At 38.6% G+C, this 21374-nt stretch carries 23 protein-coding genes; 5 read left to right on the top strand and 18 right to left on the bottom strand.

Annotated elements, in window-relative coordinates; all coding sequences use genetic code 11:
* A complete protein-coding gene (locus tag IQ264_RS20815) occupies window positions 1-156 on the top strand; it encodes a hypothetical protein (protein ID WP_193982718.1) in 156 nt (51 codons plus the stop codon).
* 120 nt (window positions 157-276) lie between these two features.
* Here the strand turns inward: IQ264_RS20815 and IQ264_RS20810 are convergent, their stop codons facing one another.
* The 5 genes from IQ264_RS20810 to surE form a co-directional block, all read right to left on the bottom strand.
* Window positions 277-921, bottom strand: a complete 645-nt coding sequence (locus IQ264_RS20810) for a type I restriction endonuclease (RefSeq protein ID WP_193982717.1) — start codon at window positions 919-921, stop codon at window positions 277-279.
* 69 nt (window positions 922-990) lie between these two features.
* Window positions 991-2031 (bottom strand): DUF1611 domain-containing protein, encoded by a 1041-nt coding sequence (locus tag IQ264_RS20805; protein WP_193982716.1) that lies wholly within the window; start codon window positions 2029-2031, stop codon window positions 991-993.
* Window positions 2032-2048: 17 nt separating this feature from the next.
* Window positions 2049-2507 (bottom strand): hypothetical protein, encoded by a 459-nt coding sequence (locus IQ264_RS20800; RefSeq protein ID WP_193982715.1) that lies wholly within the window; start codon window positions 2505-2507, stop codon window positions 2049-2051.
* Between the two features lie 17 nt (window positions 2508-2524).
* Window positions 2525-3580: a dipeptide epimerase gene (locus IQ264_RS20795; protein WP_193982714.1), complete on the bottom strand. Its 1056-nt coding sequence runs from the start codon at window positions 3578-3580 to the stop codon at window positions 2525-2527.
* Window positions 3581-3690: 110 nt separating this feature from the next.
* Window positions 3691-4515 carry a 5'/3'-nucleotidase SurE gene (gene surE, locus IQ264_RS20790; RefSeq protein ID WP_193982713.1) on the bottom strand — a complete coding sequence of 275 codons (825 nt, stop codon included), beginning with the start codon at window positions 4513-4515 and terminating at the stop codon, window positions 3691-3693.
* A 130-nt stretch (window positions 4516-4645) separates the two neighbouring features.
* Between surE and pheS the strand changes: the two genes are divergently transcribed.
* Window positions 4646-5650: a phenylalanine--tRNA ligase subunit alpha gene (gene pheS, locus IQ264_RS20785; protein WP_193982712.1), complete on the top strand. Its 1005-nt coding sequence runs from the start codon at window positions 4646-4648 to the stop codon at window positions 5648-5650.
* A gap of 340 nt (window positions 5651-5990) precedes the next feature.
* Here pheS and IQ264_RS20780 read toward each other — a convergent pair whose 3' ends face one another.
* The 4 genes from IQ264_RS20780 to IQ264_RS20765 form a co-directional block, all read right to left on the bottom strand.
* Window positions 5991-7448, bottom strand: coding sequence for a RecQ family ATP-dependent DNA helicase (locus IQ264_RS20780; RefSeq protein WP_193982711.1), 1458 nt, complete (start codon window positions 7446-7448; stop codon window positions 5991-5993).
* 32 nt (window positions 7449-7480) lie between these two features.
* Window positions 7481-7765: a type II toxin-antitoxin system YafQ family toxin gene (locus tag IQ264_RS20775; RefSeq protein WP_193982710.1), complete on the bottom strand. Its 285-nt coding sequence runs from the start codon at window positions 7763-7765 to the stop codon at window positions 7481-7483.
* Complete coding sequence (locus IQ264_RS20770) at window positions 7762-7980, bottom strand: hypothetical protein (protein ID WP_193982709.1); 219 nt, start codon at window positions 7978-7980, stop codon at window positions 7762-7764. Before IQ264_RS20770 ends, IQ264_RS20775 begins: the two co-directional genes overlap by 4 nt.
* A gap of 89 nt (window positions 7981-8069) precedes the next feature.
* Window positions 8070-8255 carry a hypothetical protein gene (locus IQ264_RS20765; RefSeq protein ID WP_193982708.1) on the bottom strand — a complete coding sequence of 62 codons (186 nt, stop codon included), beginning with the start codon at window positions 8253-8255 and terminating at the stop codon, window positions 8070-8072.
* A 141-nt stretch (window positions 8256-8396) separates the two neighbouring features.
* Here IQ264_RS20765 and IQ264_RS20760 point away from each other — a divergent pair, with 141 nt between their 5' ends.
* Entirely contained in the window at window positions 8397-8840 is a 444-nt protein-coding gene (locus IQ264_RS20760; RefSeq protein WP_193982707.1) for a GNAT family N-acetyltransferase, read from the top strand.
* A gap of 16 nt (window positions 8841-8856) precedes the next feature.
* Here IQ264_RS20760 and IQ264_RS20755 read toward each other — a convergent pair whose 3' ends face one another.
* The 4 genes from IQ264_RS20755 to IQ264_RS33495 form a co-directional block, all read right to left on the bottom strand.
* Window positions 8857-11004, bottom strand: coding sequence for a peptidase domain-containing ABC transporter (locus tag IQ264_RS20755; protein ID WP_193982706.1), 2148 nt, complete (start codon window positions 11002-11004; stop codon window positions 8857-8859).
* Between the two features lie 102 nt (window positions 11005-11106).
* Complete coding sequence (locus IQ264_RS20750; RefSeq protein ID WP_322744773.1) at window positions 11107-11331, bottom strand: BrnA antitoxin family protein; 225 nt, start codon at window positions 11329-11331, stop codon at window positions 11107-11109.
* 86 nt (window positions 11332-11417) lie between these two features.
* The gene (locus IQ264_RS20745; RefSeq protein WP_193982705.1) at window positions 11418-11567 is read right to left on the bottom strand and encodes a hypothetical protein; all 150 of its coding nucleotides are present in this window, start codon (window positions 11565-11567) and stop codon (window positions 11418-11420) included.
* A gap of 147 nt (window positions 11568-11714) precedes the next feature.
* Window positions 11715-11849 carry a hypothetical protein gene (locus tag IQ264_RS33495; protein WP_265583089.1) on the bottom strand — a complete coding sequence of 45 codons (135 nt, stop codon included), beginning with the start codon at window positions 11847-11849 and terminating at the stop codon, window positions 11715-11717.
* A 424-nt stretch (window positions 11850-12273) separates the two neighbouring features.
* On the opposite strand from IQ264_RS33495, the gene IQ264_RS20740 reads away from it, so the two are divergent.
* Window positions 12274-13740 carry an HlyD family efflux transporter periplasmic adaptor subunit gene (locus IQ264_RS20740; protein WP_193982704.1) on the top strand — a complete coding sequence of 489 codons (1467 nt, stop codon included), beginning with the start codon at window positions 12274-12276 and terminating at the stop codon, window positions 13738-13740.
* A 265-nt stretch (window positions 13741-14005) separates the two neighbouring features.
* On the opposite strand, the gene IQ264_RS20735 is transcribed toward IQ264_RS20740, so the two are convergent.
* The 4 genes from IQ264_RS20735 to IQ264_RS20720 form a co-directional block, all read right to left on the bottom strand.
* Entirely contained in the window at window positions 14006-14272 is a 267-nt protein-coding gene (locus IQ264_RS20735; RefSeq protein ID WP_193982703.1) for a BrnA antitoxin family protein, read from the bottom strand.
* Entirely contained in the window at window positions 14256-14528 is a 273-nt protein-coding gene (locus tag IQ264_RS20730) for a BrnT family toxin (RefSeq protein WP_193982724.1), read from the bottom strand. The genes IQ264_RS20735 and IQ264_RS20730 overlap by 17 nt, the downstream gene beginning before the upstream one ends.
* A 395-nt stretch (window positions 14529-14923) precedes the next feature.
* The gene (locus IQ264_RS20725; RefSeq protein ID WP_193982702.1) at window positions 14924-16543 is read right to left on the bottom strand and encodes a 2-isopropylmalate synthase; all 1620 of its coding nucleotides are present in this window, start codon (window positions 16541-16543) and stop codon (window positions 14924-14926) included.
* Window positions 16544-16727: 184 nt separating this feature from the next.
* Entirely contained in the window at window positions 16728-17246 is a 519-nt protein-coding gene (locus IQ264_RS20720) for an NYN domain-containing protein (RefSeq protein ID WP_073592306.1), read from the bottom strand.
* Window positions 17247-18469: 1223 nt separating this feature from the next.
* Between IQ264_RS20720 and IQ264_RS20715 the strand changes: the two genes are divergently transcribed.
* A complete protein-coding gene (locus tag IQ264_RS20715) occupies window positions 18470-20968 on the top strand; it encodes a serine/threonine-protein kinase (protein ID WP_193982701.1) in 2499 nt (832 codons plus the stop codon).
* Between the two features lie 222 nt (window positions 20969-21190).
* Here IQ264_RS20715 and IQ264_RS20710 read toward each other — a convergent pair.
* Window positions 21191-21374, bottom strand: a 184-nt coding sequence (locus IQ264_RS20710; protein WP_193982700.1) for a hypothetical protein, incomplete at its 5' end; no start/stop codon positions are given.

Below are 21374 nucleotides of genomic sequence, written 5' to 3'. Positions count from 1 at the left end.
ATGGAAAACAAAGATTTTCAAGACTTCTTAACTGCATTGGGTATCACCGCCAGCGTCCTCACAATTTGGCCTTATTGTCCCGCTTTAGCAGTTGGATCGGCTGTGGCAATAGCATATCACTTATATCGAATGAAAAAGCAAGAAAATAAAGATTAACAATAAATCAACTCATCACAAACCAATCCCGCCCGGAAATCAATTTCCGGGCTAATAGCTTAAGTCCATTAAAATGGACTTAAATTTCCATTTTTAGTCCTCTTTAGAGGAGTTTCGCTATTAGCCTGGGGTTTGAACCCCAGGTGGGCTAAATAATTGAGCAAGACGTTTTAAAACTCTTAAAACTGTATACAAATCGTCACCTCTCCGCAACGAAAACAAAAACGACTCAGCATACTTTGGTGCATCTTCTTTAGTAAGTTTCAAAAATATAAACTCACTGCCATTAGTCACAAAACCAAAGGCGGGTTTTTCAGGATTAGGATTACCCAGCATATAAGCTAATGCTTGAGGTATGCCATTTTCTAAAGATAACTTTGCCCTTTTTGATTCAACTACAAGTATCCAAAACTCAGGCGTAAAAACCAAAATATCCAACCTTCCGGTTATCGTAACTCCCTCATCTTCAAAAGCAATTCTTACTTCCTTTTCTGCTGAAAGGTAAAAAGGCGATCGATAAAACCCCGCTAATTTCAACAACGGAGAAAGTACAACCATTTTTACAATTGGTTCCAGCATCGGATACTCAGCTAAGTGGAAATAATCCCGCTTTACCTCATCTAAAGCTTGCTTTTCCACATCCGTTAGTTCCGGCAAATTCTCTTGCCATTCCCGAAAAAATTGCTCATCCTCAATACGTTGCAGACCAAACTTTTCGATTAAATCATGCAATTCAATAGTCTGCGCCGGAATTATTTCCACCATAATTCACCTCCCCTTAACTATTACCTCTCTCCTCCCTCTTCCCTCTGCGTCCTTTGCGTCCTTTGCGGTTCAATTCAAAACTGCATCTAACAACAAATCAGCCCCAAATCTTACCACATCAGTACAAGGTAAACCTGTCTCTATCTTAACTTGCTCGATCGCCTTTCCAGCCCCTTCCTCATCCAAATGTGCGGTATTAAGCGCGATCGCACTCACCTTCACCTCTGCAAAAGCACCCCCACAAAAAGCCACACTTTCATACAATTTCACCACCTCTTTTAAAGGCGGAATCACAACATGAGGAAGGTTGCGAATGTGAGTTTGTCCTGCACGATGTACTAATATTAAATGTGTGGGTTGAGAACCGCGCAAAAGTGGTAAAGTTGCTGTTGAACCGGGATGTAAAAGCGAACCTTGTCCCTCTACAAACAGGATTTCATTTTCTTCGCCATGACGCATTACTAACTGTTCAACTGCACCAGCAGCGAAGTCAACTCGGATTGCATCCAAAGGTATTCCATCACCAGAAATCATAATTCCTGCTTGTCCAGTTCCCAGAAATTTTGATTTTAATCCTCGGTTTTGTGCGGCTTTATTTAATTCTAAACAAGTTGACATTTTGCCAACTGCCATATCAGTTCCAACGGCTAAAATACGATGGCAAGAAAGCGATCGCGCTTTGGCACTCCCCACACCTAAACCCGCAGGTTCTTGACGAATATCCCAAATCCATTGTCCTTCTTTTAGTAATGTTTGAATCTCTGGATCTTTTCCTAATTGAGTGTGTAATCCATTCATCACAGATAAACCAGCAGCTACCCCTTGTTTAACTTCTTGCAACCAAGGATCGGGTAAAATTCCTCCAGAAGGTGCAATCCCAATTGCTAATACATCGGGTTGGTAAGAAAGGGCTGCTTCTACTGATGGTACAATTGGTATATTGTGAGGAATTCCTGTTAGTTTGAGTAAAGATTCTCCGGCTGATTCTTGGTCGATTACTGCTACAATTGGCGATCGACTATAGCGTAAAAGTGCTAATCCGGTTTTACCATGAATGCCTTTAATTCCTTTGTGGAGTAAGATAGCTAATTTTTGGTTAGATTTCAGCATAGTTAATTACCAGATTATCAGTTCTTTTTTAAGACAGTCCCAGCACATCTGACATAAGAAAATTTGGCATCTTCGGGATTATCAAATGTTAATCCTTCACTTGCATTAACATTCCATTCTCCCTTCAAAGTGCTGCGGGTTAATTCGCGGATATCTACTACAGAACCTCCCATATTTGGGCCATCACCAATAATAATAGAATTGGGGTTTTGCGGAGATGTTACATAGATTCCTTGATAGGAAGTTTGCCAAAATCCATTCTTTTTCTGCATCCAGATGTATTGACCTTTGCGAGTATAAATAAAACGAGTTTGATTACATTTTCCCGGTGTACTCCATTCACCTATTAGCAAACTTTGATTAAATTTTGTCATAGCTGCTAAGGTTCCTTGAGTGAAAGCGAAAAATAAGAAAAAAAGATAAAAAAAAGAAATTTTTAGAGTTTTACGACGAAAATTAAATAAAGGTTGCTGCATAGTTTTTTGCCTCGTTGTTAAGAAATTTCTTTGTCCTCTCTTATTATCCCCAACCCAGGTAAATCATTCGGTAACAAACGACCTTCTTTAATTGTTGCACCATTGAAAGAATCGTCTAATAAGTTTAGGTGACTGTCTAAGTCTAAATAATCTGCTAATGGCGATAGGTGGGAAAGGGCAGTATTTGCCAGCGAACTATCAGAATAACAGCCAAACATTACTTTTAATCCGCACGCTTTGGCTGTATTAATCATTCGCATTGCTTCAGTTAAACCGCCAGATTTCATCAATTTAATATTGATTCCATCAACTTTATCTGCTAAACTGGGAATGTCTTTACTGGTAAAGCAACTTTCATCGACAAAGATGGAAAGTGAGGATTTTTGCTTTAATTCTAGTAAGTTTTTTTCCTCTCCTTTTTCTAAGGGTTGTTCTACATAAGTTACGCCATATTCTGCTAACCATTCACACATTTTTACAGCATCTTCTAAACTCCAACCGCCATTAGCATCGACGCTGAATTTTGCTTGGGGTACTTCTTGGTAAACTGCGGTAAACATGGATTGATCGGCAGAAATTCCTTGAGGATTTCCGAGTTTGATTTTAAATACTTTTGCATCGAGAAAGTTTACCCAATCGCGCACTCTTTTCACCGCAGCTTCGGGGGTGTTGATGCCAACTGTGACTGAGGTGGGGACGATATTATTGCAATCTAAACCCCAAAGTTTCCAAAGTGGTAAACCTGCCTTTTTTCCCATCCAATCATGTAAAGCAACGTCTATTGCTGCACAAGCGGCGGAGGGTAATTTGGTTTCTATGAAAACTTGTTCTATTTGTTGTCTTTGTAAAGGGTGAAATTGTTCTAATTTTGGGGCTATTTGTTGGAAGGTTTCTTGGAGAAAAGGGGTTGTTTGGGGGGAGTTGCCAATGGAAAAAGGGGAAGCTTCTCCCCATCCGGTGATTCCTTCTGCTTCGATTTCTAGCCAAATGTTTGTGCTTTGGGATGTTGTTCCTCTACTGATGGTTAGGGGGAAGCGTTTGTTTACGTTGAAGGTTTTTATTTGGATTTTCATGCGTTGATTTAGGTTGGATTTTTAGAACGCAGATGAAAGCGGATAAACGCGGATGAACGCAGATGTAGTTTTAGATTTTGGTGGGGATGCTGAGGTTTTGTGATTTGGAATTAAGCAGGATTGTTTCCTAGTTCCCAATCGTTGGTTACTTTTCCCCATTGTTGTAAATCTTGCAATCCTGAACCGTAAGTTAAGTCGTATTGTAATGGGGTGATGGTAATACAATTCTTGCGGATTGCTTCTACATCTGTGAGAATTTCTGGGGGTAAAAAAGGATGGGTTGGAGATTCTATTTCTTCTTGTGCTTCTCCGGTTAACCAATAGTAGGTTTTGCCACGAGGATCTAGGCGTTTTTCAAATACATCAATGTAGCGACGTATTCCTTGGCGAGTGATTGCTACTCCTGCTATTTCTTCCCATTCTACAGGCGGTACGTTCACGTTTAACAACATTAATTGCGGTAGGGGTTTTTTGCCTAAACGATCTAATAAAAGTTTGGCAAAATTCGCCGCAGGTTGAAAGTCTCTGTTGGTAAAACTGGTTAAACTAAAAGCTATTCCGGGTATTCCTTCAATTACTCCTTCCATTGCAGCGGAAACTGTTCCTGAATATAAAATATCTGTACCCAAATTTGCACCGTGATTGATGCCGGAAAGTACATAGTCGGGGGGACTATCTAATAATGCCCAGATGCCTAATTTTACACAATCGGAAGGTGTGCCAGAACTTGCCCAAGCTTTTACCGAGGGATGGAAAACGGATTCTACCACTTCGGCGCGAATTGGATCGTGCAGGGTTAAACCATGTCCGGTTGCCGATCGCTCGCGGTCAGGACATACTACACTAACATCATGGCCTGCCTCTGCCAAAGTATTGGCTAAGGTGCGGATGCCTTGTGCGAAAATACCGTCATCGTTACTGATTAAGAGTTTCATATTCTGATTTTCAGAGATTATGAGCTTCGGATCAACCGCAGTTCTAAGAAAAGATCGAAAATCTCTTAAACTGGTAGCGATAGGCTGTGTTTACCCACACCTTTCCCTTTGTGTTTGACAATAGATTAGCATGACGAATCAGCCGAATGAATTAGAGGCAAAACTAACAGCGTTAAAAGTTGACGCGCAAAAAGCGATCGCCGCTGTTAATACTCTACCCCAACTCGAAGAATTGCGAGTTGCCTATTTAGGTAAAAAAGGTCAACTTTCCCAAATTTTAGGCGGTTTGGGTAAACTTTCCCCAGAAGAACGTCCGAAAATTGGCGCATTAGCGAACGAAGTTAAAGAAGCTTTGCAAAGTGCTTTAGAAAGTCAGAAATCAACTTTACAAGCAGCTGAAATTCAAGCGCGGTTGGAAGCAGAAACTATTGATGTTACAATGCCAGCGGTTTTCCGTCCTCAAGGTCGAGTACATCCGATTAATAGTACGATAGATAGGGCGATCGATATTTTCGTCGGCATGGGCTACACTGTGGAAACAGGCCCAGAAATGGAAACCGATTACTATAATTTTGAAGCCTTAAATTTCCTTCCAGATCACCCCGCCCGTGATATGCAGGATACTCTCTATTTACCTGATGGAAATTTGTTGCGAACTCACACTTCCAACATTCAAATTCATTATATGGAAGAGAACGATCCACCAATCAGAGTAATCGCGCCTGGGCGTTGTTATCGGCGGGATACTGTAGACGCTACCCACACCGCAGTTTTCCATCAAATTGAGTTTTTTGCGGTTGATGAAAACCTAACTTTCACAGATTTGAAAGGAACAATTAAAGAGTTTTTGCATCAAATGTTCGGCGAAGAAATGGAAATTCGTTTCCGCGCCAGTTATTTCCCCTTTACTGAACCTTCCGCAGAAGTTGATATGCGATGGAAAGGTAAATGGTTGGAAATTATGGGTTGTGGAATGATCGATCCGAATGTGCTTAAATCTGTGGGTTACGATCCAGAAACTTACACAGGTTTTGCCGCAGGTTTTGGTGTAGAAAGAGTCGCTTTACTGTTGCACCAACTTGATGATATTCGCCGTTTATATAGTAGCGATTTGCGCTTTTTGCGGCAGTTTTAATTGGGGATTGGGAACTGGGGACTGGGGATTGGGAAAAGAGGAGAAATAAGTAACTTCAATTTATTTTATTTTCCAGTCTCTTGGGTCTGTTTTCAATCCTGTGATCCCCCCCAGCCCCCCTTGTTAAGGGGGGAGTAAGAAACTCAAAGTCCCCCTTTTTAAGGGGGATTTAGGGGGATCTACAAATCTTTCGATATATCACCAGAGGCTTTTAAAACATCTTCTTCAAAAGGGGGGGATAAGAATTTCAAAGTCCCCCTTGTTAAGGGGGATTTAGGGGGATCTGAATCTGATGAATAACTTTGAAAAAACCCCCCAGTACCTAGTCCCTAGTCCCCAGTCACCTCTTCCGACAATTATCACAATGTCCGCATTTCATATTTTCCGCTTCTTGGGAAAAGCCAAAAGCGTTTAACAGAAATTGCCAGCGACATTGGCGCGATCGCAAATATTTCTCCATCTGTTTTGCTGCGTCGAATTGATTAGAACTTTGGCTTTTTTTCCCTGATTGAATGCTATAATTAAAAGGGTCGAGCCATAATAATTTATTCATACTGTGTAACAAGGATAAAGCTATTGCAGCTTCGGGAAATTGGCGAGAAATATCATTAATATTGCCTTGTTTGGGTAGTTTGTTTAATAGCTGTTGGGCTTGTCGTTGTTGCGATCGCATTTTCCCCTCAAAAAACTCCCGTCTTTGCTTATCCCCAGAATCCAAAAATCCCGTCGGTTCACTCATTAATAATAACGCTTCCGAAACTTTCCCATCTCTCCCCGCCCTGCCAATTTCTTGCACATATTCCGAGAGTAATAATGGTGGTTGAAAATGAGCGATCCACCTGACATTGCCTTTGTTTATCCCCATTCCAAAGGCGGAAGTACAAATTACAAAAGGTACTTTTCCTGAAATCCAATCTCTCTCTAGTTCCCGTCGTTCTTGGGGATGTAAACCTGCGTGATAAGCAGCGGTTGTGCAACCTTTTTTTCCCAACCATTCGGCAAGTTCTTCGCTATCTTTGCGAGTTCGCACATATACTAAACCCGATTGTTTTGGTCTAGCCTGAATAAATTTTAACAGTCGATGTTTGCGTCCGCAAGGTGTCCAAGCAATTTGAACTTTTAAGTTTAGATTATCTCGATAAGGGTTGAGGCGGAAAATTTCTGGTTGTTGTAATTGTAATACGTTTTGAATAGTTTTTTGGGCAAAAGGATCGGCGGTAGCGGTGAAAGCTGCGATCGCCATTTTACTCCCCGATGGTTTATCCTTAAGTAAAGCATCTCTTACCGTTCCCAACCTGCGATAAGCTGGGCGAAAAGTATCACCCCATTGCACCAAACAATGTGCTTCATCTAATATCAACCCATTAATTTTTAACTGTGGTTGCGCTAACCGTTCCCAAACAGGTTTACTCAGCAAAGTTTCAGGAGAAACATACAATAATCTTAACTTTTGTTGTTCCAAATCTGCTAAAATCCGTTTGCGTTCTCCAGTCGATAACTCACTATGTAAAAGTGCTGCGGGTAACTTCCGCTGACGCAACTCTTGCACCTGATTTTCCATCAAAGCTACCAACGGCGAAACAACTAAAGTTAATCCAGTTTGTAGCAAAGCCGGAAGCTGAAAACAAATCGACTTTCCCCCACCAGTCGGCATAATAATCATTGCATCTTTCTGTTCCAATAAGCAACGAATTACCTCGCCTTGTGGCGGACGAAAATCATCATAACCCCAAATCTTTTTGAAAGTTTCCCTAACTTTTTCCCAAGACATAGAATCAGAAAAATCATCTGCTTTCATCTGCTCGTACCTACTCAACTCTATCGTTTCCTTCAGTAAACATCATCATGAGAGCCTAGAGTTAGTAACAAAATTTCTTCTTCATTTGAATCGGGATTTGTGACGAACTTAAATAGGATACGATTGCTATAATCGATCGAACAAGACCATCGATCGGCTAAATCCCCTTTGAGTTTATGACTACGCAAACTAGGGTTAAATGGATCTTCAGCTAACTGTTGCAAAGTTTCTTCTATGGCAGAACGTAGTTGGGGATTTTGACGAACTAAACGCTTAAAAGCCCGAATAAATGCTGAACTCCAAACTAAGTTTTTCAATCATCTAACTCCGCTAATAAATCCGAAACCGAACCGCGACGCACATTACCTAAAGCATAATCTTGTTCAGACTCTGCCACTTCTTGCAATAGTTGTTCGCGACGCTGTTGTTTGAGTCGCTTATCGATGATATCGATGAGGATAGCTTGTTCATCGGGAGATAGTGCTTCTACTACTTCAATTGCTTTTTGTAAGGTGGATGTTTTTTCTGCCATATTTATCGGTGGAATTGGGATAATTTTATTGTAAGCGATCGCACTTACTATGATGATATGGAAACCGCACTAACCAAATTTCTGTAGGATTAGGTTTCGTCATTATAAATATCTTCCTCTGGATCGTTCCACTCGGTAAATCCTGTTTCTGCTAACTGCATCATCGTGAGATTTTCCACTCTTTCCTCAATATCTGCCATCAGTGCAATAATTTGTTCTACAGGTAGCTGGAAAATCATTTCTTTGATTTCTTCTTTAGTTAAATTTGATGTCATAACGGTTATCCCTTGACATAAAGTTTATCCTAGTCTCATCTATTTGAATGATAATGATTCCGAGAAGATTTGACAACTGTTCGATCGCCTTAACAATAATATATAATGAAACTTACGATTCCCACTTTTTTTTAAGCAAAAATGAATGAAGAGTTAAAAAATCGATTTTCCATCAGCACAGACAAAGGGAAATTGAACCTAGAAACAATTCACAACTTCCTAAATAACTCTTATTGGGCGGAAAATATACCTTTATCAGTTGTCGAAAAATGTATTAACAACTCTTTCTGTTTTGGAGTTTATGAAGGTGATAAACAAGTTGGATTTGGTAGATTAATTACAGATTATGCGACGTTTGCTTATTTTTCCGATGTGTTTATTTTAGAAGAATATCGCGGTTTAGGTTTGGCTAAATGGTTAGTTGAAACAATGTTACAGCATCCCGAATTACAAGGTTTGCGGCGATGGTTGTTAGCAACGAAAGATGCACAGGAACTTTATCGACAATTTGGGTTTCAAGAGGTGAAAAGTTCTGATTCTTTTGCCTTTATGGAGATTTTTCGAGGGGATGTTTATCAGAGGTGAGTATTTCGATAGAAAATCACGAGGTTAAAAATTTTAAATGTTCGCCCTCAATTTGCATAACGTCATCTAAACTTCCATGTAATTTTAACTGACTTTCTTCTAAATAAATAATCTCATCTGCTCTACCATTAACACTAGGACGATGACTAATCATAATAGTTGTTTTCCCTTGACGATACTCTAATAATTCATCTAATAAATTTTCCTCGCTAATGGGATCTAATCCTGATGTTGATTCATCTAAAATTAAAATCGGAGGCTCATCGACTAGCGCCCTAGCTATTGCTAATCTTTGTCTTTGACCTCCTGATAAATTCGCGCCAAATTCGCCTAATACGGTAAAATATTTGTCAGGTAGTTTATCAATAAATTTATCTGCTTGGGCAAATTGACAAGCTTTGACGATTTCTTCAAAAGTAACATGAGGCGATCCGATTCGGAAATTTTCAATGATACTACGACTCCAAAACTGCGCTTCTTGGGGGACTAAAATCACTTGTTTTCTGATACATTCAAAACTTAAATTTTGTAAATTATAAGCACCTACTCTAATCGTTCCTCCCTGCAATTCATATAATCCAGCTATCAGTTTTACTAAGGTACTTTTTCCACAACCTGATTCCCCGATAATTGCGGTGACTTTTCCCCCTTTAATATTCACATTAAAATCTTTAAATAAATCTAATCTTCCCGCATGATGATATAATATATTTTCACAGTAAATAGTATCATTATCTTTAAATGTCACCCATTCTTTATGATGATCGTTATCGGTTTCTGAAGGATAATCAATTACTGTGAAAATCCGTTCAATGATAATTTGCACTCTAACAAGTTCAGTAATTAAGCCCACTACTGTTTTAATAAAAACAGTAAAATTCACACTCATACTGTTAAATGCTAATAGTTGTCCGATCGTTAATTCTTTATTAATGACTAAGGTACTACCAAACCACAGTAAAATTATGCCTCCAATGCTAGAAATAATCTCAGAGAAATTGAGATTGGTTACTCCGATTTGTCCGATTTTAAATTCTAAATTGGCTAACCTGCCAAAACGACTTTGTAAGTTTTCCCAGAATTGAGGTTCGGCGGTAGTTGTTTTCAAGGTAATCGCACCTTTGAAACTTTCGATTAAAACCCCATGAGTTTCACCTTCTAATACCATAATATCTTTAATTTTTTTTCTTAAATACATCAAAAATACTAAAGATGACGTAGTACTTAATAAAGTGATAAATATCATTAATAAAGTTAATTTATAACTATAAATTAGCATTAAACTCAATGAAATAATTGCGGTAAAAGATTGAGTCAAAACTCGGACGAATGATTGCGAAATAAAGAAATTAATTTCTTGAATATCTTTTAAACGACTCACCACCTCCCCACTGCGATGAGTTTCATAATACTGTAAGGGTAATTTTAATATTTTGCAACCAAATTCTTTGATTAAGCCTAATTGTAATCTGTTAGAAAATTGCATACTTAAGTTAGCTTGGATCACTTGTAATCCACTACTAACTAAGTTCATAATAATAATCGCTATGGCTAATCCTCTGAGGATTTGTTCTTCTCCTCTAATTAATACATCGTCGGTTAATATTTGAATCAGAAAGGGTGAAGTTAAGGCTAAAAGACCGAGAACAATATTAATTAATAAAACTTCAAAAAGGATAAATTTATAAGGAGCAATCCGCTGAAATAATCTACCAATTCCCTCGATTTTATCATCAGGTTGTTCAGCAAAGCGGACAGGATCGGGTTGTAATAAAAGCGTAACAAATCCTGACCAATTTTCCGCTAATTCTTCACGGGTAAGATAACGCAAACCTACCGCAGGATCAGCGATGATATATTTTTTGCCTTTTTGTCCATATAAAACAACATAATGCTCACCTTTCCAGTAAATAATTGCGGGTAAAGCTGCATTTTTCATTTGATCTAATATTTGCGGTTGCGCTCTGGTGGAACGAGCATCAAATCCCAAATTTTCTGCACCCCTTCTTAAACCCGTTAATGTTGTTCCTAATTGTCCTGTACCAACTGCTTCTCTAATCCGATTAATACTAAAATTTTTCTGATAATATTTAGCAATTGTGGCTAAACAAGCTGCTCCGCAATCTTCTTCGCTGTGTTGTAAAACAATGGGATATTTTTTCATAAATGCAGATACTAAAACATAAATTAAACTTCCGAAACTAGAATATTTCGGAAGTTATTATTTTAATTATTGCCATTAGTCAATTATACCATAGAGGGATGCTCAAACTGAACTAACAAAAGTTACAGCCCGCAGTTCTTCTTGAAAAATCCGGTGTAGTGTATCTTCATCTAAGGGGAGTTTAGCTTGATCAAGATATTGTCGTAACGCTTGATTGATCATTGTTTGATAACCTTTCCCTTCAGCGTCTCCTTTTTGTCTAAACGCTTCCAGAATATCATTATCAATATAGATGGTAATGCGAGTTTTACCTTCTTGTGGGACGATTGCACCCCGTTTAGCCAGTTTTGTCGGTGTTGTATTTAGAATTGTTGCGATTAGTTTTCATCTCATTAATTAATCTTGACTAAGGTTTAGTATAATAGTTCTGGCGCACGGAAGCGCCCACCCCGGACAAACACTTCTTCTTGGGCGGTCATCTCAGTAAATAAAGAATTATTGCGAATATCTTTGTTGGTTTTTTCGGTGTTGTTGGTAGCTGCGGAATTGTTAATTGCTTTCATGGTTTTGTCTTGTTTGTAGATTGGTGGATTTTTGCTGATGTAATTTATTAATTGTTTTTGCCACAGGGGGAGAGTTGATAGCTGACTCTTGGGGTAAGAAAATTTTAATCAATTGGTCTGAAATTAGAGTCAGCTACTGTGCTTTAATTACTGGACTCTGCGACCACCGCGTACAAACACTTCTTCGTCAGCAGTGATATTAGTGAATAAAGAATTATTGCGAATATCTTTGCTGGTTTTTTCGGTGTTGTTGGAAGCTGCGGAATTGTTAATTGCTTTCATGTTTTTGTCCTGTTTATTTATTGGTTGTTTTTCAACTCTGCACTAAATATATTCTTTCCTTAATCAGAAAAGCATCAGTGTTCGTGCTGAAACAATCTCATAACCCTAATAATTATTCGCCTAGAAATTAGGCTACTTCCAAATCTACTATAAAGCTCAATATTTTCTTTAAAGTAACTTAGTTTTATTTGATTCACTATGATACATTGCATAATATTTTCTTTCTTAATTAACTGCGAGAAGCTACTAATGACAATCCATGTTTTTTGTCATAATAAGTGCTTACAGAGAAGTAATTACTTACTGGTTATTTGCTTGACAAGGCTTGTAGTCGAAATTTTGTGTAATTAATTTTACTGAGCTACTGATGTACCTCTAAATTTAGGTAGCTTGGCAAGGATTTAAAAGTAAAATATGTGTAATTATGCTAAAAAACCCTAATCCCGATTTTCTGCCCCGTTCTCAAGAGGATGAATTTCTACCTCCTGTGAGTGGCTGGACAATTTTTGGCGGTATATTTTTAGTGGGGACAGTCGCCATAGCCTTTAGTGTATCTGCTTTTACACCCTTACCCGTCACCGTCAAAGCTTCCGCAGTGGTGCGTCCCAACGGAGGGGTGAAACTGGTACAAGCACCCAGCGATGGGACTGTGATTGGGATTGATGTTAAAGAGAATGACACTGTAGCTCAAGGAAAACCTTTAGTTACTTTGGATGCTTCTCGTTTCAGCACTCGCCAAGTCCAACTTCAGGGTAGTGTAGAAGAAAATTTGCAACAATTACAACAGATTTCAGAGCAATTAAGGAATTTAAACTTGCAACTGAATGCAGAAGAAGAAAGAATGAAAAGAGCTATAGCTTCTGCTGAGGCGGATTTTCTGCGGATGCAAAAAGATTATAATGAACGGCGTTTAACTGTGCAAGCTCAAGTGAATGAAGCCAGAGCGAATTTGCAAGTTGCTGAGGAAGAATGGCAAAAAGCTCAAAGCGATATTAAAGCTTCAGAAGCTTCTTTACGCGCTAGTCAATCTGCTTTAAAAATTGCTCAACAAAAACGCGATCGCTATCAAAAAATAGGAGAATCTGCGTTAGGTAAAAATCAAATTGAAGAAGTTCAATCAGCTGTTGAACAACAACAGGAATCAGTAGCAGAACGCACCGCGTTATTACAAAGTCAAAAACAAACTGTCATGCGTCAATTGAAAGCGGTAGAATCTGCCAAAGCTAAGTTACAAGCTGTCTTAGCCACTCTTAACCCTAGCGATGGTTTGGTGACTATGGCAAAAGAAAAAATTGCTCAGGAAAAAGCCATTGGAGAAGCAAGTTTAGCTCGTTTAAATCAGGATAAAAATAGTTTATCACAACGCAAAAGTGAACTTGAAAAACAATTAGGGAGTGACAGGCAAGAATTATTACAAGTGCAACGAGAAATCAGTAAAACTGTGGTTTCTGCACCAATATCAGGTGTGATTCTTAAATTGAATTTACGGAATCCAAATCAAACTGTTCGCATGGGAGAAGAAATTGCCCAAATTGCTCCTAGTGATACTCCTTTAGTGATTAAAGCCAGAGTTTCTACTGAGGATATTGGTAAAGTGAAAATTGGACAAAAAACCCAAATGCGGGTGAGTGCTTATCCTTACCCTGATTATGGGATTTTACAAGGAACAGTAATGACGATTTCTCCTGATGCTATTATCCCACAAAATACGGGAGCTAATCCTATTCTTCCTTACTATGAAGTAACGATTCAACCAGATCAATTATATTTAAAAGACGATCGCAAAAATGCCTTACAATCGGGAATGGAAATCCAGGCTGATATTATTGCTAAAAATGAAACTGTGTTAAAGTTTATTTTACGGAAAGCGAGGTTATTCACTGATTTGTAATATATTCTGAGGTTTTCTCAGCGCGATCGCACCACCCACCACCCAAAAAATACTAAACCTCTTGAGAAGGCAAATTCCATTCCCCCCGAACGCTGGATGGTTGTATTACATAGTTGAATTTTGCCAGAAGGGAAAAGTCGATCGCACTCTATATTAGGTTCATAAATGTAGATACTAAAACATAAATTAAACTTCCGAAACTTGAATATCTCGGAAGTGATTATTTTAATTATTGCAATTAGTTAATTATACTATAGAAGGGCGATCAAACTGAACTAACAACAGTTACAGCCCGCAGTTCTTCTTGAAAAATCCGGCGTAGTGTATCTTCATCTAAGGGGAGTTTGGCTTGATCAAGATATTGTCGTAACGCTTGATTGATCATTGTTTGATAACCTTTCCCTTCAGCGTCTCCTTTTTGTCTAAACGCTTCCAGAATATCATTATCAATATAGATGGTAATGCGAGTTTTACCTTCTTGTGGGACGATTGCACCCCGTTTAGCCCGATCAAAATCATATTCCGGTTTCATATTCACGTCTCTCCTTAGAAGTAGCAGGACGGGCAGAAATTAAGCGAATGTTATCACCTCGATAGGTATAGACTACCACTAGCAACCGTCTAAGGTGATCCATCCCCATAACAATAAATCGTTGTTCACCTTGTGCCGATCGATCTTCAAAAGAAAGTGCATAAGGATCGAACAACACAGCCTCAGCATCAGAAAAACTAACTCCGTGTTTTTGTAAATTGCTTTTAGCTTTTTCAGGATTCCATTCAACTGGTATACATATATTATATGTATGTGTGAAAATTATGTCTAAATTTATTTAGGGTTTGCTGAATAATTGATCTGTGAGGGGTAAGAGTTCAGGAATTATATCCAATAGAAAAAAGGATGCAACAAATCGGAGATCCCCCTAAATCCCCCTTAATAAGGGGGACTTTAAACCAAGTCTTGATCCCCCCTACTGCCCAGCAAGGGGGGATCAAGTTATATTGAGTAGGGTGCTAAGAATAGTAAAATTTTGGAGAGCATTACTAATTTTGGGTCTCTGACGCACCCTACAGCTAATCTTACATCTACCATCTGTGTTCATCTGTGTTTATCTGTGGACATCTGTGGTTAAAAAAAAGCACGAAAGGAAACCTCCCTCCGTGCCAAAAATTAACCTTTTAAAACCTAAACAGAGGCAGCAGCAGAAGTATTTCCCTCAGCTTTCCCTGCTTCCTCCTGCTTTTTCAACGCCGCATAAAGACGATTCAAAGCATTAATATATGCTTGAGCAGAAGCGACAATAATATCAGTATTTGCCGAATGACCAGAGAAAATTCTTTCTCCATACTTCAACCGAATCGTAACCTCTCCGATCGCATCAATACCCGCAGTCACCGACTGAACAGAAAACTCAATTAACTGATTCGGCACATTTACCACTCGATTAATTGCCTTATAAACCGCATCAACAGGGCCAGTACCGATCGCAGCATCAGTCAACTCTTTCCCTTCAGGAGTTCTCAAAGTTACTGTTGCCGTTGGACAAGCATTACTACCACAAGAAACCTGTACCAATTCTACTCGGAAAAGCTCAGGTGCTTGTTGAATTTCATCATTAACAATTGCTTCCAAATCCCAATCAGAAATTTCTTTTTTCTTATCAGCAACTTCCTTAAATCTGAGAAAAGCTTTGTTTAAATCGCCTTCGGAAAGTTCAAATCCCAACTCTTTCAACCGCGCCCCAAAAGCATGACGACCGGAATGTTTACCCAAGACAATTTGATTGTTATTCAAACCAATCAATTGGGCATCCATAATTTCATAGGTGAGTTTATTTTTCAAAACTCCATCTTGGTGAATGCCAGATTCATGGGCAAAAGCATTCGCCCCAACGATCGCTTTATTCGGTTGCACCAACATCCCAGTTAAATTAGAAACTAACCGCGATGTTTTGTAAATTTGCTGAGTGTCAATGTTAGTTAAAGGTGCTTCCGAATCAACCGAACGACCTAAGTAAGGATTGTAATATTGTCGCCGTACATGAAGCGCCATTACTAATTCTTCTAAAGCGGCATTTCCTGCCCGTTCGCCAATACCATTGATGGTGCATTCTAATTGTCTAGCACCATTTTTTACTGCTTCCAAGAAGTTAGCAACTGCTAAACCTAAATCGTTGTGTCCGTGAACGGAAATAATCGCTTTATCGATGTTAGGAACGTTTTCTTTAATGCCTTTAATTAACGCCCCAAATTCAGCGGGTGTGGTGTATCCAACAGTGTCGGGAATGTTAACTGTAGTTGCGCCAGCTGCGATCGCCTTTTCCAACATCTGATACAAAAATTCTGGATCGCTTCTTCCTGCATCTTCTGGGGAGAATTCTACATCATCCACAAAGGATTTTGCATAAGCAACCATTTCTTCAGCAATTGCTAAAACTTCCGATCGCGTCTTTTTCAACTTGTATTGCAAGTGAATATCAGAAGTAGCAATAAAGGTGTGAATGCGAGGTTTTGCAGCAGGTTTTAAAGCTTCAGCAGCAGTTTTAATATCATTTTGTACTGCCCTTGCCAAACTACAAATAATCGGGCCATCTGGTGTGCCTACAGTTTGGGCAATTCGATTTACCGCCTCAAAATCTCCTGGACTTGCCACTGCAAATCCCGCTTCAATAACATCCACTCCCAAACGTGCTAATTGCTTGGCAATCAACAATTTTTCATCCACGTTTAAAGTCGCGCCGGGACACTGTTCTCCATCGCGCAAAGTGGTATCGAAGATAATAATTCTGTCTTGATTTGTGTTCATTTTTTCAGCCTCCTGTAACTGAAATTTGCCGAAACTTAAAACTTTTTATTCAGTTATTATTTCCGAATAAGTAATAGGTAACTGACTTTTGGCAATCAACTACCATCAACCAATTACCTACTACTTTTTTATCCATTCATTCTTGACCCAGACGTAACATCTATTACCAATTAGCGTTCCTACATTAATAATCTATTTTCTCAATGTGTTCCCGAATATCATTTAGGTCAATGTATCTATCTGTAGCATTACGTAATTCTCTAGCTATCATTCCTTCAGTAGAAACTACTGTGATATGAGTATTTTTAGAGCGGAGTAGTTCGATCGCTCTTTCAAAATCACCATCCCCACTAAATAACACCACTTGATCGTACTGATCGACGGTATTGAACATATCAACAACGATTTCTATATCTAAATTAGCCTTTTGTGAATATCTACCAGAACTATCGTCGTAATACTCTTTAAGAATCTTCGTCCGAACTGTGTAACCTAAACTGATCAACGCATCTCTAAAACCTCTTTGATCTTGGGGATCTTTTAATCCTGTATACCAAAAAGCATTGATTAGATTTATATCTGGATCGTTAGTGAAATACTGCAAAACACGACGGGGATCGAAAAACCAACCATTTTTTTGTTGGGCGTAGAACATATTGTTCCCGTCTACAAAAATAGAAAGACGGTTCTTGGAATTAGCCATAGAAACTTACTGCTAAAATTTGTAGAAAAGTATTTAAGTGGAATACTCAATTATAGCAACTCTGCCTAACCAAAGTTAATAAGAAGTCTTTTACTAGTTAATCAAACCTTTATTTATACTTCCTCAAGCTTAGAAATTGTCTATATAATCGAGCTTCCTAGAGCGGATTGACTTCCAGAGAGTGAGCTTGGGACTGGTCATCCTATTTTCACTCTACCTTACTAAATTATTCTCTTTGATTGCTTTTTAGCCTTAATCTTAGTCCATTTTTTCCTCCACCAGTAAATTTACTTAATTTTGCTCTATCTCTAGCCTAGCTCTATGAGAGCAGATTGGCTTGGTATAACCTATTTGAGGATTTTAACTCAGTTAAGTTAATTTTACTAACTAGGCTACTTGACAAAAAATATATTTCACCTTCCTGTTTAACAATCAGTCTATGTTAGTTGTTTTCCATCAGTTACTTCCTCTTAACATTTCTAAGTAATACTAGCCTTGCGATGTTTCACCACAACTACAGGCTTGTGTATGTAGTCAGGTTAGGACAGAAGGTGTACCAAGGTCAAGAAGCCAAAGTATTCATTTTCTAGTACGAGAGGAGGGATACAAGCGATCTTTCCTCTGCTATTGGCTTTTATGAGTATCCTATCTGAGTCTAAATTTACAGAACAATTTAAATTACTTTTTGGACAATTTCAGTAAAGTTTCACTTTATTAAGTAAACGCCGATACTAGAAAATTAGCTATACAGCTGTTTTAATTTTGAGTTATCATTAATTTTTTTATTACCAGTCGCTAACTTTACCACTATTCTCGTTATGTGGCAATAAATTTAAGTTCTATGTTCCATAATAAAACTGATACTACAATCTATAAGGAGAAAACAAATTGCTAGGAGTTTCAGTCAATAAATTCCCGATCGCTATAATTTATCTCTATTCTTGGTGTAAATGAACACATTTTACCGCAGAGAACACTGTAGATAATCTGACGATCGCAGTTATACTAAGCACAGAATTAATTTTTCTCAAAACCGCAGGAAAAAAGTCCAAAATTTCCCTTTTGGTAATAGCTACCAAAAACGCTGATTAGTTATGTGAAGCAAAATATACCTGTGGTAATAAAGAACTAAAGAGTAAACTAGTTATTCTAAACAATGAGTAAACGAATAAAATTAAAAACTTACAGATAACAAACAAGCAACTCAAGGTGAGAGGTAAGATATGCCATTAAACCCTACTAGAGGTTCCAGTAATAACTTAGATCAGTCTACTACAGAACTGCCAACAGTAAAAAGCAAATTAACCACCTCAAAATCAAAAGGTAAACCTCGACAGAGTAATCGTTTTCATCGTTGGGGTCATATTTTTGCTGGAGTGTGGGCAATAGCAGCAGCGATCGCTACAGGAATGAATTGGGAAGCAGTACAAAAATTGGAAAATGAAACTCAAAACATATTTTTTCAACTACGAGGGCAAATTGCCGCACCTGATAACATTGTGATTTTAGCGATCGACAATGACACATTATCAATTCCCCGACAACTATATCAAATTAATCCCAAAGATAACGCTAGTTTAGAACCATTACAAGGCTTTCCCTTCAAAAGAACAGCTTATGCACAAGTAATAGATAAAGTGATGGCAGCTGGGGCAAAATCCGTAGCTGTAGATATAGAATTTATCAATCCTAGCAGTTATGGAGCAGCAGACGATCGCCGCTTACAACAAACATTGCAGCGTTTTGCAGGTCGGATTACTTTACCAGCAGCTTACGATGAATACCAGACACCTACCGGACTACAAGTACAACTAATAGAACCATTACCACTATTACAAACAAATCCAATTTCTCTGGGGTCAATTAATTATTTATTAGAACCTAATGGGAAAATTCACCGTTTTACTAACGCCTATCGTAAAAAAATAGCTGCGAATTATCAAAATCAGTTGCAAGCTACAGACAACCTGAAACTAAAAAAACCTGGTTTTGATTTTGCCGAAGCAACATTGCAAGCAGCTAAAATAGCTTATCCACCAGCGAAGGGCGATCGGATAAATTTCTTTGGCCCCAAAGGAACATTTAAACAAATTTCCTTTTGGCAAGTATTAGATTCCAGAGAATGGAAAAACATTAGCGATCAATTTAAAGGCAAAATAGTATTAATTGGAGCCACTGATACCAGCCTGAAAGATTTTTATCCAACGGCATTTTCCCCAGAAATGCCCGGAGTAGAAATTCATGCTAATGCGATCGCCACCTTACAGCAAGGAACAACCCTCACCAAAGCAATTTCTAACCCATTTATCGCAGCAATATTTGTACTAATAGGTGTTAGTGGAGCAGCGATAATACTCAGTAAACAAAAAACTAACATTAATAGACTAACCTACACAATAGGCATTGCCATTGCCTGGGGAAGTATTAGTTATATCGCCTTTAATCATGGGTACAAAATCTTACCAACAGCCGTGCCAATGATGGCGATCGTCCTCACCGGAATTAGCTACTCAACCACCGAAGCAGCAGAACAAAAAGTAAAAGAACTCCTACTCCATCAAACCTTAAAGCGATATGCAACTTCACCGATCGTTAAACAAATTATCAGCCAACAAGACAATCTAGCCGACCTACTTCCCATCAAAGACCTAGAATCATCCAGTAAAACAATAGGTGGTCGCTACGAAATCATTAAAATTTTGGGTGCAGGAGGATTTGGCGAAACCTACATAGCCCAAGATACCCAGCGACCAGGCAATCCCTTATGCGTCGTCAAACAACTAAAACCAGACATTCAAAACCCCAAACATTTAGACCTAGCTAGACGTTTATTTCCGCGAGAAGCAGAAGCCTTAGAAAGACTAGGTAAACACGACCAAATTCCCCAACTTTTAGCTTACTTTGAAGAAAGTGAAGAATTTTACCTAGTGCAAGAATTTATTGATGGGCATTCATTAGAAGAGGAATTATCACAAGGTAAACAAGTTCCCGAAGCCGAAGTCATCAATATGTTAAAAGAACTCTTAACAGTATTAGAATTCGTCCATAATAACGGAGTTATTCACCGAGATATTAAGCCCAACAACATAATTAGAAGACACTCAGATCAGAAATTAGTTCTCATTGATTTCGGTGCAGTCAAACAAATTAGCACTCAAGTACTTAACAGTGAAGGTTCAACTCGCTTCACAGTCGCCATTGGTACACAAGGATATGCACCATCAGAACAATGTAGCGGTAGACCAAGACCAAACAGCGACATCTACGCATTAGGAATGACAGCAATTAAAGCCCTCACAGGAGTTTCTCCTACACAATTAATTCAAGACCCAAAAACAGGAGAAATATTGTGGACACATAAAGTACAAATTAGTCCAGAACTAGCAGCTATTGTCAGCAAAATGGTGTTTTACGATTTTAATCAAAGGTATCAGACCGCAACAGAGATAATAGAAGATATTTTAGAGTTAACCAACTCTCCTAATTATGGTTTGCCCGCAACCAACAATACACCAGAAAGAACAGATTACCTAGAATTAAACCTTCCGACTAGAAACTGGTCAGAAGCTTCATTAGAAATAACAAATACTTCAGAACAGGAAATTGATACCAAAAATTGGACAAATGATTCGCTAGAGATGACAGATTTTTCAGAGATTAATATTACCACAAAAAACTGGTCTGTCGAATCTCAAACCTTTTCCCTTCCGCCTAAAAATTAAAACATCACTAATTCAGAAAAGCTACTTTTAAAAAAGTAGTAGATGCCAATAACCTTTTTGATTAAGAAATAATTTTAAAGTCTAATAAAGCGCCGATTCAGTATTCCAGATAACCATAAAAACATGGTTTCTATGTTTACTAAATCGGCGTTTTAGCGTAGTGCAGGGGCAGGCGGAGAACTTTTTCGGAAATCTCCAACGGGTTTTGACCACACCCCCAACTTAATACTGCCTAAGCTCTACCGCCGTTAAGCCTCTGGTGGTGGCGCTGGTGGTGGCGGCGGTGGTGGTGGAACTACCACTGGTGGCGGCAGCGGAACTACCACTGGTGGCGGCAGCGGAACTACCACTGGTGGTGGCGGCAGCGGAACTACCACTGGTGGCGGTGGTGGTGGCGGAACTACCA

The sequence above is a fragment of the [Phormidium] sp. LEGE 05292 genome (genome assembly GCF_015207735.1).
Taxonomy (GTDB): domain Bacteria; phylum Cyanobacteriota; class Cyanobacteriia; order Cyanobacteriales; family Aerosakkonemataceae; genus Floridanema.
The sequence above is the reverse complement of the archived record's forward strand: the minus strand, read 5'-3'. Positions and strand labels throughout refer to the sequence as shown.